Here is a 15130-nt window from a genome sequence, read left to right on the forward strand (position 1 = left end):
GCTATAGAGACTTGGAAAGAATGGAGTGAATGGTCTTGGGAGGATAGAGCCGCTATTTTCTTGAAAGCTGCAGATCTGCTTGCAGGTCCACATCGCATGTTACTTAATGCTGCTACAATGCTTGGACAAAGTAAAAACGTATTTCAGGCAGAAATTGATTCCGCCTGTGAGTTAGTTGACTTTCTTCGATTCAACACATATTTTATGTGGCAAATTTACAATGAACAGCCATTTTCAGCTAGAAATCAATGGAATCGGATGGAATACCGCCCCTTAGAAGGTTTCATCTTTGCTGTAACTCCCTTCAACTTTACTTCGATTACTGGCAACTTACCTACAGCCCCTGCTATCATGGGCAATGTGGTCTTGTTCAAACCCGCCTCTACTTCGATATATTCAGCTTATTTCTTCATGGAAATATTGGAAGAAGCAGGACTACCCGGAGGAGTCATCAACTTCGTTCCTTTCAAAAGCAGAACAGGAGTAGGTTCAATTATTTTGGAGGACCCTCATCTAGCGGGTATCCACTTCACTGGGAGTACTAGCACTTTTCAAAGTATGTGGAGAACTGTCGGAGAGAATATTGCCAATTACAATATATATCCACGAATCGTTGGTGAAACAGGTGGCAAAGATTTCATTTTCGCTCATGAAAGTGCTGATATCAAAGCACTAGCTGTGGCAATCCTTCGAGGATCTTTCGAGTATTCCGGTCAGAAATGCAGTGCATCGTCCCGTGCTTACATTCCTGACACTCTCTGGGAAAAAATAAAGCCCATGTTAGTCGAAGGAATAAAAAGCATGAAAATGGGTGGTGTGGAAGATTTTTCGAATTTTATCAATGCTGTAATTGACAAAGCGTCGTTTGATAACATTAAGAGGTATATTGACGCCGCAAAGAATGCAGGTATGGAGTTTGTAGTTGGTGGCAATTCTGACGATGCTAAGGGCTATTTCATTGAACCAACGATCATTCGCACAGAGGATCCTGGACACTTAATGATGTGTGAGGAAATCTTTGGTCCTGTAATGACCGTTTATGTCTATCCTGCAGATAAGTATGAAAACACATTGCATTTATGCGATCAGACTTCCCCATATGGGCTTACAGGGTCTATATTCGCTCAGGATCGAAAGGCGATCGTTTTAGCCATAAAAATCCTTAGAAATGCAGCTGGAAACTTCTATATCAACGATAAACCCACAGGGGCTGTAGTTGGACAGCAACCTTTCGGTGGTGCCCGTGCATCTGGTACGAACGATAAAGCAGGCAGTTGGTTAAATCTCATAAGATGGGTTAGTGCTAGAACCATCAAGGAGAACTTTCTGCCTCCAACTGACTATAGATATCCTTTTATGGAATCTGAGTGATACTTGAGAATTCATAATTCAAATTGACAATCTAAATTGTCTAAAAGAGGTCTTATTTAATGAGAGGCATTAGAAGAAAAGAGAAAGAGATCACTGACACAGATGAGATGATCAAAATTCTTGAAACAACTCAATACATCACTATCGCGATGTGCAAAGATAATGAACCATACCTTGTGACACTTAGTCACGGTTATGACAGAGATCGTCACTGTATCTACTTCCACTGTGCTAGAGAAGGAAAAAAGATCGATATTCTCAACAGCAATAATGTGGTTTGGGGGCAAGCGTTACTAGACAAAGGTTATGTTCAAGGTGCATGCGACCATCTCTATGCAACAACACAGTTTAAGGGCACAATAACGTTCATCGAAGATAAAGAAGAGAAAGAGCATGCTCTGAAAGTTATGATCAGAGCGTTGGACGACAACCCAGTGAAGTTAATGGCTGAACAGATCACAGACAAATCAGTAGCAAGAATTGGAATTGGAAGAATTGATATCGAATATATTTCTGGGAAAAAGGCTGATAAGGTAATAATCTCGCTCTAATACCAAGATGTTAAATTTTCTTTAGCCTATAAGAAACTAAAGATATCTTCTAAGAAATTTTTGAGAAGTAAGTTATTTTTCAAATAATAAAATGAGATTACTCACCAATTGAATACAAGCCTGCTGGTTGAAATGCCGATAAACTTAAGCCACGAAGCAATGCAAGCAAAAGAGAAGTATGAAAACGCAGAAACATTGCCTGAAAAAATTCGCACTTTACAGGAGTATTTATCACTTATTCCCGATCACAAGGGTACAGAAAAACTTCGAGCGCAACTTAGAACAAAACTTTCAAAACTAAAAGCAGAATCAGAAGAAGCTCGTCTCAGAAGGAAAGGTACAGGTGTTCAATTTCATTTAAAAAAAGAAGGCGATGCTCAAGTAGTATTAGTCGGATTAGCTTCCTCTGGTAAAAGTTCAATGCTTGCCGCTTTGACATCAGCTAAGCCTGAGATCGGTGTTCCGACTTCTGTGTTGACGCCAGGAATGATTGACTACGAAGGCGTACAAATCCAAGCTGTCGAAGTTCCAGCAATTTTCAAAGATGCTAACCAAAGTGTAATGGGACGACAAGCCCTTGGTGCAGTTAGAAATGCGGATCTAATTATTTTGATTATTGATCTAATGAGAGACCCTCTTAGGCAACTTAAACTCATTTTGAATGAATTTGAAAGCACTGGAATAAAACTAAACAAGATTCCTCCCCCGGTGGAAATCAAGAAGACAGGTTCAGGCGGGATCCAAATTATAGGCGATATACACCTTGAAAATGAAAGACAGGATGTTGTGCAGCTTCTCTTTGAGCACGGAATCCACAATGCCGTTGTAACGATCTCTGGAAAGATTAAACTTGAAGATATCGCCGAAGCACTTGATAGAAGCATCATTTACTTGAATGGTATTATTATTTGTACAAAGGGTGATGTAAAGGGATCTGCGGAGAATTTTGATAGATTGCAAAACAGTTCGATTGCAAAACGATTCCCGTTGATTGTACCCACTAGCGTTTTGAATGAAGAAGGCATGAAAAATGTAAAGACTCTCCCTCCAAGAATATTTCACTCCCTAGGCTTGATTAGAGTCTATACGAAGGATGAAAAAGGTGTAGCCAGAAGACCCATGGTGCTTCGGCGAGGCGTCACAGTTCAAGATTTAACGAAAATGCTTCACAAAGATTTTTTTCAACACTTCAAGCATGCTAAGGTCTGGGGCACGTCGGTAAAACATTCAGGCGCACAAGTAGGACTTACACACACGCTAGAGGATGCGGATGTCATCCAAGTATATATAAAGTGAGAGTTCATGCAAATTAGAATTGTGATCGTCGAAATCACAGGTGAGATAAATCTAGGCTCAATTTGTCGTCTAATGAAGAATTTTGGTTTCCGTGAACTCTATTTAGTGAATCCAAAGCTAGATTTAAACAAACTTACGACTGCGTATGGATTCGCAATGCACGCAAAAGAACTTCTTAAGGAGATTAAAATCGCTACAAGTCTAGAAGAAGCGCTTACTGATGTTGATGCAGTAGTTGGAACAACAGCAATCGCTGCCAGTGGAATCTCCAATCCCCTGAGAGTAACAGTTCATCCTGAGGAGTTACAGTTGATGATTGACTTGAGTGGAAAGACAGCAATCATATTTGGGCGAGAGGGAACAGGACTTACTAATGAAGAACTAAACAGTTGTGATGTAGTTGTCACAATTCCATCAGATAGTGAATACCCAACACTAAATATCGCACAAGCCGCCGCCATTATTTTATATTCTATTTTTCGATTAAAAAAGGGACGAAAGCACGCACGATTTCGGGCAGCAAGTCAAATTGAAAAAGATAAACTCTTTGAGTATTTCTCAAAGTTATTGGAGAAAATCAGATTTATGGATGCTAAACGTCCGATAGCAGAAAGAATATTCAGAAATATAATCGGAAGGGCATTCATTTCAGGACGAGAGTGCCATACTTTACTTGGTGTATTCCGAAAGCTGCTATCTCTTTAACGATAGTGTATTTGTGGGATATGGATACTGAATAGCTATATATAGATATACGCGACATATTTGTTTCTGTTGAATTAGAGTGGGTGGTATATATGCCAGAATGGAAAAGCGAAGAAGTAGGTGTAACTATTACAATTGATTATGACTTGTGTGCTGGTGTTGGTGATTGCGTTGACAACTGTCCTGTCGAGGTATATGAATTAATAGATGAAAAAGCTGTTCCAACTAATATCGATGATTGCACGGAGTGTTGCACTTGTGTCGTATCCTGTCCAAACGAGGCTATTAAGCATAGTTCATGCTAATTGAAAGCCTTGGCAGGTCATAGAAAATTCTTGAAACTCTAAGCAGGGCTTAATATCCAGGAAAGATTTCTTTTTTTATTTTTATCTTTGCAAGTTTGTGATATCATAATTGACTTTTTAAAAGAAAATGAGAATAAATTAATGACAAGAGGGGATATCAAATATTTTTGACTTGAGGTTAGCACAGCTTTTATCCTTGTGTATATGCTCATATAATACATGCAAAGCCATTTCCTTGGTTTCAAGAGGCTGTTTAATATGAAAACGAAAGATTTTGACCTTTATATGACAGATATTGATTATGAAAAGGCTGAAGATAAACCTTTGGTGCGAATTTTTGGAAGAACATCTGAAGGCATTCCTGTATTGCTTCAAATTGATGATTTTCTACCGTACATCTTCATACCTCTTGAGAAGAAAGGACTGTTGTATGATAGTTTGAAGGAAAATCAGTTACTCAATGATTGGCTGGTTTCAACTGAAAAGCTTACTAAGATTAAATATGATGGTGGAGAAGCAGTTGAACTTCTAAAACTTGTGGGAAAACGCCCATGGGAAGTACCCAAAATTCGTGAACTCCTCGAAAAAAACAATATTGAGCATTTTGAATCTGATATTCCTTTTGTCAAACGTTTTCTTATCGACACAAGTTTAAGAGGTCTCAATATTATTCATATCGATTCAGCAATTAAAGATCATGAAAAGGCCGGAGGTTACATCCTCAGATCTCAAACAAAACACATTCATCCTTCAGATACTGACCTATTGCGTTTCAGGAAACTCACATACCTTGCTCTTGATATTGAAGTTGATGATCGTAATATAGTTGAAATTGATGAGTTGAAAGAAAAAAATCGACGGATTATCGCAATCTCCATATGCTGGGGCACAAACCAAGATAATTATAAGACTCATGTTTTTTGTTTAAAGGAGGAATCTGATAAAGCAGAGAAAAAACTGCTAAATGAGTTTTTCACACTTTTCCGAGAAATTCAACCAGATATAGTGATCGGTTATAATGTAGATGCGTTCGACTTTCCATACATCATTGATCGTGCAGGGAAGTTAAAACTCTCTACTACCCCTCTATCTTTACTTGATAATGATCCACTCCGTTATTCTGGAAGGATAAGAGCGCACCGAATGAAAGGTCGGGTTGTTTGTGACATAATAAAAAAGACAGGCAAAATTACGACCGACTCAGGACGAAGAGGTCTAGGCGATGTTGCTCAAAAATTACTTGGAGCATCTAAAATTGAACTTAAAGAATCTGTTGGACAACTATGGGCAAAAGGTGTTTTAGAAAACGATAAAGAATCCTTGAAGACCTTTACTGACTATTCTGAAACAGATTCAATACTTACCTATAGACTCTGGTGGGAATTAGAACTAGAAAATATTTTGGAGCTTATTCGAATTGTCGGATTTCCCCCTGCAGAAGCTATGTACGCAACCGAAAGAAACCAAGGTGAACTTGAACTCATGCGTAAATGTGTTCAAAAAAATGTTCTCATTCCTAACAGTTCTGTGCCTGATGAAACGCGTCAAAGACAAAAAATGAAAGAAGAAGACGGTCTAAAGGGTGGCTTGGTTATTGACCCTAAGGGAACTTTCTTCAAAGATGTTGTAATTCTAGATTTTCGATCTCTATATCCTTCGATCATAATTTCTTACAATGTTGGTGGCGAAACATTCAGCAGTAAATCTGACGGCTCCTTTGAATTCTTGAAGAAACCAAGATCAGTTCTTGCTGAAATGGAAGAATATATTCTTTCTTATAGATATCAACTTAAACAACAGAAACAGGAACTTGAAAAGACGCTTATTGAAATGAAAATTGAGCAGAAGGATAAAACTGATACGTATTTCAATCTTCAAGAAGATCTTAAGAATATCGATCGACGGCAATCTATGCTTAAACTAGTTGCAAATGCATTATATGGTACTATCGGATCAGTTTTCGGCAGGTTTTACATACTCCATGTTGCTAAGGCCATTACTTCGCTCGGACGTCAACATCTAACAAATCTTGTTGAACTAATTAAGCAATACAATGAAATTAATGGAACGCACTTTGAAGTTGTCTATGGAGATACGGACTCTATTTTCGTCAGTTTTGGGGACGACAGATCATTTGAACAGCTTTATAATCTTACAATGCGATCAAAAAAAGAAAAAATATCGCACAAGGAACTAAAATCTGTAGAAAAAGATACTTATACAAGTATTGATCATTTGCTAGACTTTCTTGGTTCTAAATTGCCTAAAGGAATGCAACTTGAACTTGATGATATTGCATTTCGGATTGCATTTCAGGCTGAACGAAAAAAAGCCTATGGTTATGTAAGTGCTCTAAGTGGAGAACTGAAGGTCAAGGGTTTTGAAGCGATTCGAGGGGATTGGACAGAATTTGCGAAAAGAGTTCAACTTAATGTAATTGATATTCTCCTTCGTAGTAGTGAGGCAGAGGCCTTGGAGAAAGCAAAACAATTTGTTTTGAAAGAGTGTCGTACCCTATTAGAAAGCCCAATCAAAGTTATAAAAAATGATCTGATTCAATACGCTCCTATTAGTAAAGCGCCAAAAAAGTATAAATCAATCACACCAGCTGTTGGCGCATTTTTGCATTATTGTAATTCATATGGCCTTGATCCCGAAAAAGAGTGGCGAAAGATTTCTAAATTTCCTTATATCGTTCTCAAAGGAGAGGGACCTCAATATAAGCGCGCTAGACATCCGACACTGATAGATGGTGAAGAAATAGACAGAGAACAATATATAAATGAAGTTTTAGGTGCAGCTTCAAAATTTGGTGTTGATGTTAGTCTTGATGCGTTACGAGGGAGGGGGAAAAAAACAACACTTCTTGATTTTGTATGAAACTATAATTTAAATCATCTTACGTAACATTACTACATCTTCAAGTGTCTGACTTTTTGTCAAGCCACAATTAGTGAAACCAAGCTTCTCATAGAAAACTTGAGCACCTTCATTTGTTGGACGAACATAAAGAAAAACAGAATTGCAGCCATCAGTTTTCAAAAATTCACATGCTTCCTGCACAAGCATTGAACCAATACCATGTCCTCTAAATCCCTCTATAACAGAAAGTGAGTTAATATAACCTTCATTGGATCGTGTCGACGCATTAATACATCCAATTACGTGTCCCTGACTTGATCGTGCTACAAACCATTGACAAGGACGGGTTTGACCATCTATATACAAATCTAGTTCTAAGGTGTCTAATGAACTCAAAGTATCAAATGAGTATTTTAGAATTGCTCTTAGGCCTATTCTATCGTCATCATCCGCCTTTTTTATCTCAATGTTCATTTTTATCAACCATTATTCCCCATCATCTTCATTACAATAGCGTCTTTTCCATCTCCGTAGTAATTGCGCAGTATATGTACATAGTTGAACCCTAATTTACGATACATTTCCCTTGCAGCCTTGTTTGTCATTTTCACTTCTAAGCGAAAGCTGGTAGCACCAGCATTTTTTAATTGTGTAATAAGTTCGTTAATAAGTTCTAAACCTATACCTAGACGTCTATTATTTGGATGAACCGCAACAGAAATGATATGGCCTACGGTTCCTTCTCTAGACGATTTAAGAACTCCAATACAGTATCCTATAATAGAAGATCCTTCATTTTCTTGTGCTACAAGAAAGAAATAACGTTTAAAATCTCCTAACATTTCTAAATGCTGTCTTGTATATCTTTCACTTTCTGAAAAGCAATTTTTTTCTATTTCATAAATTGATGGAAGGTCCTTTTGAGTATACGGGCGTATAATTATTGTAGCCTCTTCCTTAATTGCAGATTCAGCCCCTTCATTTTTATCGTTCTGCAACAGATTCATAGGTTCTAAAATGCCTCCTTACACTTTCAAACAAATGCATGCTGTGATGGAGCATTTATTATGTGAAGTTGAATATCCTCTTCAGTCATCTACCGTAAGATGTTCTTTTTTAATTTATTAATAAAGACGTATATAGACAAATCACTTATTAAAGGCTCATAAATCATTGTCGCATGACAGGATCTCTTACCTTATAAAAAAATTTCTCCAATATCTTTCTTAAATTTCTCGGTCAAGCTTTTATACAAGCACTTTAATATTCTTTAAAAACTCAATTAATCCATTAATGCAAAATTGTTGTAGGTGAATAAAATGGATGCATTTATAGTTAGCGATATTAAAGCAAGATGGATTCTTGACTCAAGGGGGAATCCAACTGTTGAAGTTGATGTAATTACTCGTGACGGATCCGTTGGAAGAGGTGCAGTTCCTTCTGGAGCGTCGACAGGTGAACATGAAGCCGTCGAACTACGTGATAAGGAAAAAGCGTTTAGAGGAAAAGGGGTTCTAAAAGCCCTAAAGAACATAAACGAAATCATAGCTCCAAAAGTCATTGGTATGGACGCTAGAGAACAAGAAACGATTGATGACATAATGATAGAGTTAGATGGGTCTGAAAATAAAGGAAATTTAGGAGCAAACGCCATTCTTGCAGTGTCTATGGCAGTAAGTCGTGTTGCTGCACTTTCTTACTCTAAGCCACTTTACGTCTATCTTAAAGAACTCATAAAGACTTCAAGTTCTGAAACGGAAGGACAATTCTTGTTACCCACCCCACTCTCGAATGTAATTAATGGAGGAGAGCACGCTGGCAATGACTTAGCCATTCAAGAATTCATGATTATGCCTATTAATTTCAAGACGTTTAGAAACGCAATTCAAGGCGTAAGCGAAGTATATCAGGCACTTAAAGTAGTTCTGACGAAAAAATACGGACCAATCGCTCGCAATGTTGGTGATGAAGGTGGTATGGCTCCACCTATGACATTTACAACTGATGCCCTAGATGCCCTTATTACTGCCATTGAAGAAGCAGGATATAGGCCAAAATCCGATTTTGTTTTAGCCATGGACGCGGCTGCTAGTGAGTTCTTCGAAAATGGTGTATATCAGATCGATGAAAAGAACCTAACAGCAGTGGAATTGTTGGAAATCTATTCAGAACTTGTAGAAACTTATCCTATAGCTAGCCTTGAGGATCCTTTTGATGAAAATGACTATAATAGCTTTGCTGAACTATCTAAAGCACAACCATCCCTTCAAGTAGTTACTGACGACCTAACGGTTACAAACCTAAAACGACTTAAAACAGCAATTGATCTTGATGCTGGAAACTGCCTTCTTCTTAAAGTAAATCAAATAGGTACACTTTCCGAAGCTATAGCTGCAGCTAAAATGTCTTATGAGAATAATTGGGGTGTAGTTGTAAGCCATCGATCCGGAGAAACAGAAGATTCTTTCATCGCAGATCTCTGTACTGCGCTCTCGTGTGGTCAAATTAAAACAGGTGCACCATGCAGAAGTGATAGAACAGCTAAGTACAATCAACTGCTTCGAATCGAAGATGAACTTAAAGAAAATTCAGAATACGCTGGTAAGAATTTTGGAACTGCTTATAAACGATACCATTAAAAATATCTGTCTTAGAGTTCAAGATATCTCAACGAATCTATATGCCTATATAGACATACGTATTGAAGTTCCATAATATATATCAAGCATAAATCATTTTCTTTACTTGATAAAAAAGATGCCAAATTGGGTATTCTTAAATGCTTAAACATCAAAAAGAAAATAAATGTTTTCGGAATTCAATTTTCAGAGAATAAAAACAATTAATGGTAAGGATCTATAATGATAGAATCTCAAATGCAAGAAAACCATAACGTTGATCATCTTGATTTCTTTACAACGTTATCGCAATTCTATTCTGCAGTTGAGCGCGTAAGAAAACAACTCACATCGCCTGCTGCACAGTTTACAGCATCTGAACGGAAGTGTTTTGCCGTTAAATTTCCTATACTCAAGCTATATCCGCTCTTCGAAAATGTAGCAAAGTATCGGTCGAAATTTCCTGAACTAGCGCTTCATGACGTAGTTTTAGCATGGCAAACAGTGTTCTGGATGGCTGAACATCATCAACTCGAAACAATCTTCGAGTATTTCTTTAGAGCATATGAGTTGCTTAAGACTCTTCACGAGTCTTTCAATAAATAACTCCTTTTATTTTTTTTATTTAAAATCAGATGTTATTTCCAATGATTTTTAACTCTAACAGCTTCATTTTCGCCCGGCCAAGGCGGCATAGTTGTTATTAAAAATTTTAATGGTTCACTTCCTGTGTTGCGGAACTGAAAATGGGTGTCTGTGGGGATTGTAATACAGACGCCATTCTTGACTTCGACAATTTCCTCTCGTTGTCCCTGTTTCCGCCAAACTTCGCCGTGACCTTCGATAAAATACCAGACTTCTTCAACGGTTTTATGACATACAGCCACTGATATTTCTTGTGGTGGTAGTGTACAATGCACTATACTTCCACCTCTCATTGTTAGTAGAAGTCGAATTTCCGATCTATCAGGTGCTAATGTATCGTAATTGATGGGGAGATGTTTGGTTTCGAAATCTAGGTTGTTTTCCTTATTCAACAAAAAACCTCCCTAAAATCCACTTAATTACTTCAGACTATTTTTTTTGGATAAAAAATATATAAGTAATTAAAGGTCTTCTTTATTTTCATCTTTCATCCCTTCTAACTTTCATCCCTTCTAACTGGAGGAAAACCCTAATGACTATGACTGATAAAGAAAAACGTTATGTTCTCTTTTTCAATGAAATAACAAATGAAGATCTCGCTCTTGTGGGTGGTAAAAATGCTAGCCTTGGAGAAATGATTCAAAAAGTTAATGTCCCTATACCTCCAGGCTTTGCAGTCACATCACACGCATATCGAACCTTTATTGAATCCACAGGTCTTAAAGATTTCATTGCCTCAGAAATTAAGAGAGTTCAAGTAACACTCGAAGCGAAAGACGATGTAGAGTCGAAAATCAAAGAAGCCGAAGCTGATGAAGATTTTGGCGAGGTTAAACTTCTCACTGTGATCTTCCAAGAAAAGCAGAAAGAGTTCGTTGAAACGCTTCAAGAAGTTGGACATAATATCCGCTTGAGAATTATTCAATCAGAAATACCTGATGACATCAAATACGCTATTGCTGAAGCGTACAAAAAACTAAATGCAACACTAGGAACTACTAATGTTGACTGCGCGGTTAGATCATCCGCAACTGCTGAAGATCTCCCAGAAGCGTCATTTGCTGGCCAACAGGAAACGTTCCTTAATGTCACAAAAGAAGATAATATCCTTGAAAAAGTAAAAGAATGCTTCGCTAGTCTTTTCACTAATCGTGCCATCTCTTATCGAGAGGATCAAATGCACTTACAGAGACTTAAAAGTTTAGAAGCCGAAAGACAAGGCAATTTAGAAAAAGCAGAATATCATAAACATATTATAAATGCCGTTGATCACTTTTCCATAGCTCTATCGGTCGGTGTACAACAGATGGCTCGTTCTGATCTTGCTTCCAGTGGAGTTATTTTTACCTTAGACACAGATTCTGGATTCAGAGACGTGGTTTACATCACAGGAACATGGGGTCTAGGCGAGTATGTCGTACAGGGCACCGTAAATCCTGATCAGTTCTATGTCTTTAAACCTACTGCAAAAATGGGCTATAATGCCGTTATCGATAAAAAGGTTGGCAATAAAGATAAAAAACTAGTGTATAACAAACGAGGAGGAACTGTGGAACAACAGGTTCTTCCAGAAGATCAGGTTAAATTCGTTCTTTCTGATGAGGAAGTAGTTCAATTAGCTAAATGGTCAATGCTAATAGAAGAACATTATGGACGTGCGATGGATATCGAATGGGCAAAAGATGGCGTCACGGGTAATCTCTATATCGTTCAGGCTCGTCCTGAAACTGTACACGAGATTAAAGCAGCCAATGTTTTGAGAACATATAAAATATCTGAATCTATAGAGGCAAATGACATCATACTTATGGGTGAACCTGTAGGAAGCATGATAGGTCAAGGCATTGCAAACGTTATTGAAGATGTTTCACGCCTCAGCGAATTTAAACCCGGAGAAGTCCTAATCACAGAGCAAACAAACCCAGATTGGGAACCAGCAATGCGCATTGCTTCTGCTCTCATTACTGAACGCGGAGGACGAACAAGCCATGCTGCTATTGTATCGCGCGAACTTGGTCTTCCCTGTATTATCGGCACACTCAATGCAACTAAATTATTAAAAGATGGTGACGAGGTAACTGTCGACTGCAGTGAAGGGATCGGCCGCATCATCAGAGGTCTTAAAAAATTCGAGATTGAGGAGATAGACTTAGCGGATATTCCACCAACAGAAACACAGGTAATGATGAATTTAGGGGTTCCTGATTCAGCTTTTGTGTATGGACAACTACCTCACCATGGGGTTGGTCTGGCGCGATTAGAGTTTATCATCAACGACCATATCCAGTTCCATCCTAAAGCTCTTATTGATTACCCTCGCTTTAAGCAAACTGTTGAACTTATCGATGATATGTATAAAGGAGAGGTAGCACGAGAGAAACTAAAGGACTTACGTGAATTAGTTCGACTCATTGAGGAAAAGACAGCAAACTACGACAACAAAGCGGATTATTTTGTTGATAAACTAGCTCAAGGTATTGCTCGAATCGGTGCCGCCTTCTATCCTTATGATGTAATTGTCCGCTTGTCGGATTTTAAGACCAACGAGTACGCCAATCTCATCGGCGGTGAATTTTACGAACCACATGAAAATAATCCTATGCTTGGTTGGCGAGGCGCGAGCCGATACTATGCTCCTGATTTTAAAGATGCGTTTGCTCTTGAGTGTAAAGCCCTAGTTAAAGTCAGAAAGGTAATGGGGCTAAAGAATGTCAAAGCAATGGTTCCATTCTGTCGTACTCCTGAAGAAGGGCGAAATGTCATAAAGGTGATGAGCGAAAATGACTTAATACAGGGAGAAGACGGACTGGAAATTTATGTTATGGCTGAAATTCCAAGCAATGTGATTTTAGCTGAGGAGTTCGCAGATGTATTTGACGGTTTTAGCATTGGATCTAATGATTTAACTCAGCTAACACTCGGCTTAGATAGAGATAGTGAGTTGGTAGCGCATATTTTCGATGAAAGAGATCAAGCGGTCAAGCGTTTATTAGCGCAGGTGATAAAAATAGCCAACCAAAAGGGACGCAAAATTGGCATATGCGGTCAAGCGCCTTCAGACTTTCCAAGCATTGCAGCCTTCCTCGTTGAAACTGGAATCAACAGTATGTCACTAAATCCTGACACTATAATTGCAACACGCGGACTTGTGTATATTACTGAATGGGCATTAAAAAATGGAAGAAAATTGGGTGAATTAACAGATGAAGATATCTTAAGTGTACCAGGGCTTCCCAGAGACTTAGCAGAACAAGTGGTTAAAATGATCAATATTGAACGCCAGCACAGTTAATAACATCCTTCTGTTTTCCACCAATTTTTTTTGGAATCTTGAAAGACTAATTCACATTCTCGCTGTTTGATGAACCTCTTTTATTTGTACAAAGAAGAACTCGCACTTTCCTAAAAGATTTAAGTGTTTTGAAGAGTATAGTTGGAACTTACTAAGAGATAGGTGAACTACCACCCTACAAGTAGGCTGGCTTCCTGAATCATCCATTCCCCAACGGGATATGTCAAACAGGCTCAACGGACAGTCCCTGCCCTGATGATGATGATGATCGTGCTTCTACATAGTGAATTGATCGGTGTAAAACAGTGATGGCTGAATTATGATCTCTCGCTAACACCAATCCACAGTACGGACAGCGGTGGATACGGGTTGCTAGTGTTTTCGGCACCAGCTGCCCACACCGACTACACAATTGTGTGGTGTTATAGGCATTCACATATTCTACGAGAGTACCAGCTTCCTCCGCTTTGTACTCGGTAAAACGCATGAGTTGCCTCCAGCCTGCATCACTAATCGACTTGGCGAGATGATGGTTCTTCACCATGTTGGTGATCCTAAGGTTCTCATACACGATGAGGTCATAACTATCGACCAATTTCCGGCTGAGTTTGTGATGAAAGTCCTTTCGCTGATGGCGTATCTTCCGGTGTACCTGTGCCACCTTCCTGTTCTGCTTATGACGGTTATTTGAGCCCTTAACCTTCCTATCTTTTCTTCGTTGTTCTTTGGCTACTTTCTTCTCCGAGTGTCTCAACCAGCGGGGATTATCTATGGTTTCCCCAGTATGTAAGGTCAGCAAACTCTTCAGCCCCACATCCAAACCTATCGCGCTCTTTATGGCTCTTTGCTGAGTGTCAGGAGCAGGATCAGGCAGTGCTACTGCAACACAGGCATACCAGTGGTCGACATCACGCTTAATGGTGCAAGTCTTGATCACACACTCAGTTGGTATCGGGCGGTGGAGTGTAATCGTGATACTTCCAATTTTCGAGAGCCGAAGTTTCTTGTTGTGGTAATCGAGGGCGAACCCACTTTGCGGGTACGTGAAGGAATCATACCGGTATTTTCCTTTAAAGCGTGGGTAACCTGGCTTTTCACCCTTCTTAAGACGCCGAAAAAAGTTCTTAAAGGTCTTATCCAGTCGTCTTAGGGTATCTTGCAGTACCTGCGAATGCACCGCCTGCAAAAACAGATTAGTTTTTTTTGCGTCTTTCAAGTGGTTGGCTTGCTCATAATAGCTGACTGCTTGTTGATGGGTGTGCCAGGCGTCTTTTCGCTCGGCCAAAGCGTTATTATACACACAACGACAGGTAGTCAGCCATTGCGTGAACGTAGCCTGTTGTGGTGTGGTTGGATACAGGCGAAATTTGTACGTGCGTTTCATCACACCCCTCCCTATGTTCCCCTGAAGATTCATGTCACTAGTAGAGTTACTATCCGCAAAAAGCTATTTAAAGTGAGGGACGCTACGGTGAAAGTGAAACA

General features: G+C 38.9%; 13 protein-coding genes. 9 read left to right on the forward strand and 4 right to left on the reverse strand.

Features of this window, described 5'->3' with window-relative positions; genetic code table 11:
• The 6 genes from pruA to QVB70_RS07130 form a co-directional block, all read left to right on the forward strand.
• A partial coding sequence (gene pruA / locus QVB70_RS07105; protein WP_287584851.1) for an L-glutamate gamma-semialdehyde dehydrogenase occupies positions 1-1371 on the forward strand: 1371 nt, incomplete at its 5' end.
• Between the two features lie 59 nt (positions 1372-1430).
• The gene (locus tag QVB70_RS07110) at positions 1431-1922 is read left to right on the forward strand and encodes a pyridoxamine 5'-phosphate oxidase family protein (protein WP_287584852.1); all 492 of its coding nucleotides are present in this window, start codon (positions 1431-1433) and stop codon (positions 1920-1922) included.
• Between the two features lie 108 nt (positions 1923-2030).
• Positions 2031-3218: a TGS domain-containing protein gene (locus QVB70_RS07115; protein ID WP_287584854.1), complete on the forward strand. Its 1188-nt coding sequence runs from the start codon at positions 2031-2033 to the stop codon at positions 3216-3218.
• Positions 3219-3224: 6 nt separating this feature from the next.
• Positions 3225-3923 (forward strand): RNA methyltransferase, encoded by a 699-nt coding sequence (locus QVB70_RS07120; RefSeq protein WP_287584856.1) that lies wholly within the window; start codon positions 3225-3227, stop codon positions 3921-3923.
• Between the two features lie 92 nt (positions 3924-4015).
• Complete coding sequence (locus tag QVB70_RS07125) at positions 4016-4228, forward strand: ferredoxin family protein (protein WP_287584857.1); 213 nt, start codon at positions 4016-4018, stop codon at positions 4226-4228.
• 258 nt (positions 4229-4486) lie between these two features.
• Complete coding sequence (locus QVB70_RS07130) at positions 4487-7108, forward strand: DNA-directed DNA polymerase (RefSeq protein WP_287584859.1); 2622 nt, start codon at positions 4487-4489, stop codon at positions 7106-7108.
• A 9-nt stretch (positions 7109-7117) separates the two neighbouring features.
• On the opposite strand, the gene QVB70_RS07135 is transcribed toward QVB70_RS07130, so the two are convergent.
• Together QVB70_RS07135 and rimI are read right to left on the reverse strand one after the other, a co-directional pair.
• Complete coding sequence (locus tag QVB70_RS07135) at positions 7118-7564, reverse strand: GNAT family N-acetyltransferase (protein ID WP_287584860.1); 447 nt, start codon at positions 7562-7564, stop codon at positions 7118-7120.
• A gap of 5 nt (positions 7565-7569) precedes the next feature.
• A complete protein-coding gene (gene rimI / locus QVB70_RS07140; RefSeq protein WP_287584864.1) occupies positions 7570-8097 on the reverse strand; it encodes a ribosomal protein S18-alanine N-acetyltransferase in 528 nt (175 codons plus the stop codon).
• Positions 8098-8409: 312 nt separating this feature from the next.
• Between rimI and eno the strand changes: the two genes are divergently transcribed.
• Positions 8410-9729 (forward strand): phosphopyruvate hydratase, encoded by a 1320-nt coding sequence (gene eno / locus QVB70_RS07145; protein ID WP_287584867.1) that lies wholly within the window; start codon positions 8410-8412, stop codon positions 9727-9729.
• Positions 9730-9951: 222 nt separating this feature from the next.
• Positions 9952-10314, forward strand: coding sequence for a hypothetical protein (locus tag QVB70_RS07150; RefSeq protein WP_287584869.1), 363 nt, complete (start codon positions 9952-9954; stop codon positions 10312-10314).
• Between the two features lie 32 nt (positions 10315-10346).
• Here the strand turns inward: QVB70_RS07150 and QVB70_RS07155 are convergent, their stop codons facing one another.
• Complete coding sequence (locus QVB70_RS07155; protein ID WP_287584871.1) at positions 10347-10745, reverse strand: cupin domain-containing protein; 399 nt, start codon at positions 10743-10745, stop codon at positions 10347-10349.
• A gap of 140 nt (positions 10746-10885) precedes the next feature.
• Between QVB70_RS07155 and ppsA the strand changes: the two genes are divergently transcribed.
• A complete protein-coding gene (gene ppsA, locus QVB70_RS07160) occupies positions 10886-13645 on the forward strand; it encodes a phosphoenolpyruvate synthase (RefSeq protein WP_287584874.1) in 2760 nt (919 codons plus the stop codon).
• 223 nt (positions 13646-13868) lie between these two features.
• On the opposite strand, the gene QVB70_RS07165 is transcribed toward ppsA, so the two are convergent.
• Positions 13869-15062, reverse strand: a complete 1194-nt coding sequence (locus tag QVB70_RS07165; RefSeq protein WP_342766550.1) for an RNA-guided endonuclease TnpB family protein — start codon at positions 15060-15062, stop codon at positions 13869-13871.
• Between the last annotated feature and the right edge of the window lie 68 nt (positions 15063-15130).

This window comes from Candidatus Borrarchaeum sp., assembly GCF_019058535.1.
GTDB classification, from domain to species: domain Archaea; phylum Asgardarchaeota; class Sifarchaeia; order Borrarchaeales; family Borrarchaeaceae; genus Borrarchaeum; species Borrarchaeum weybense.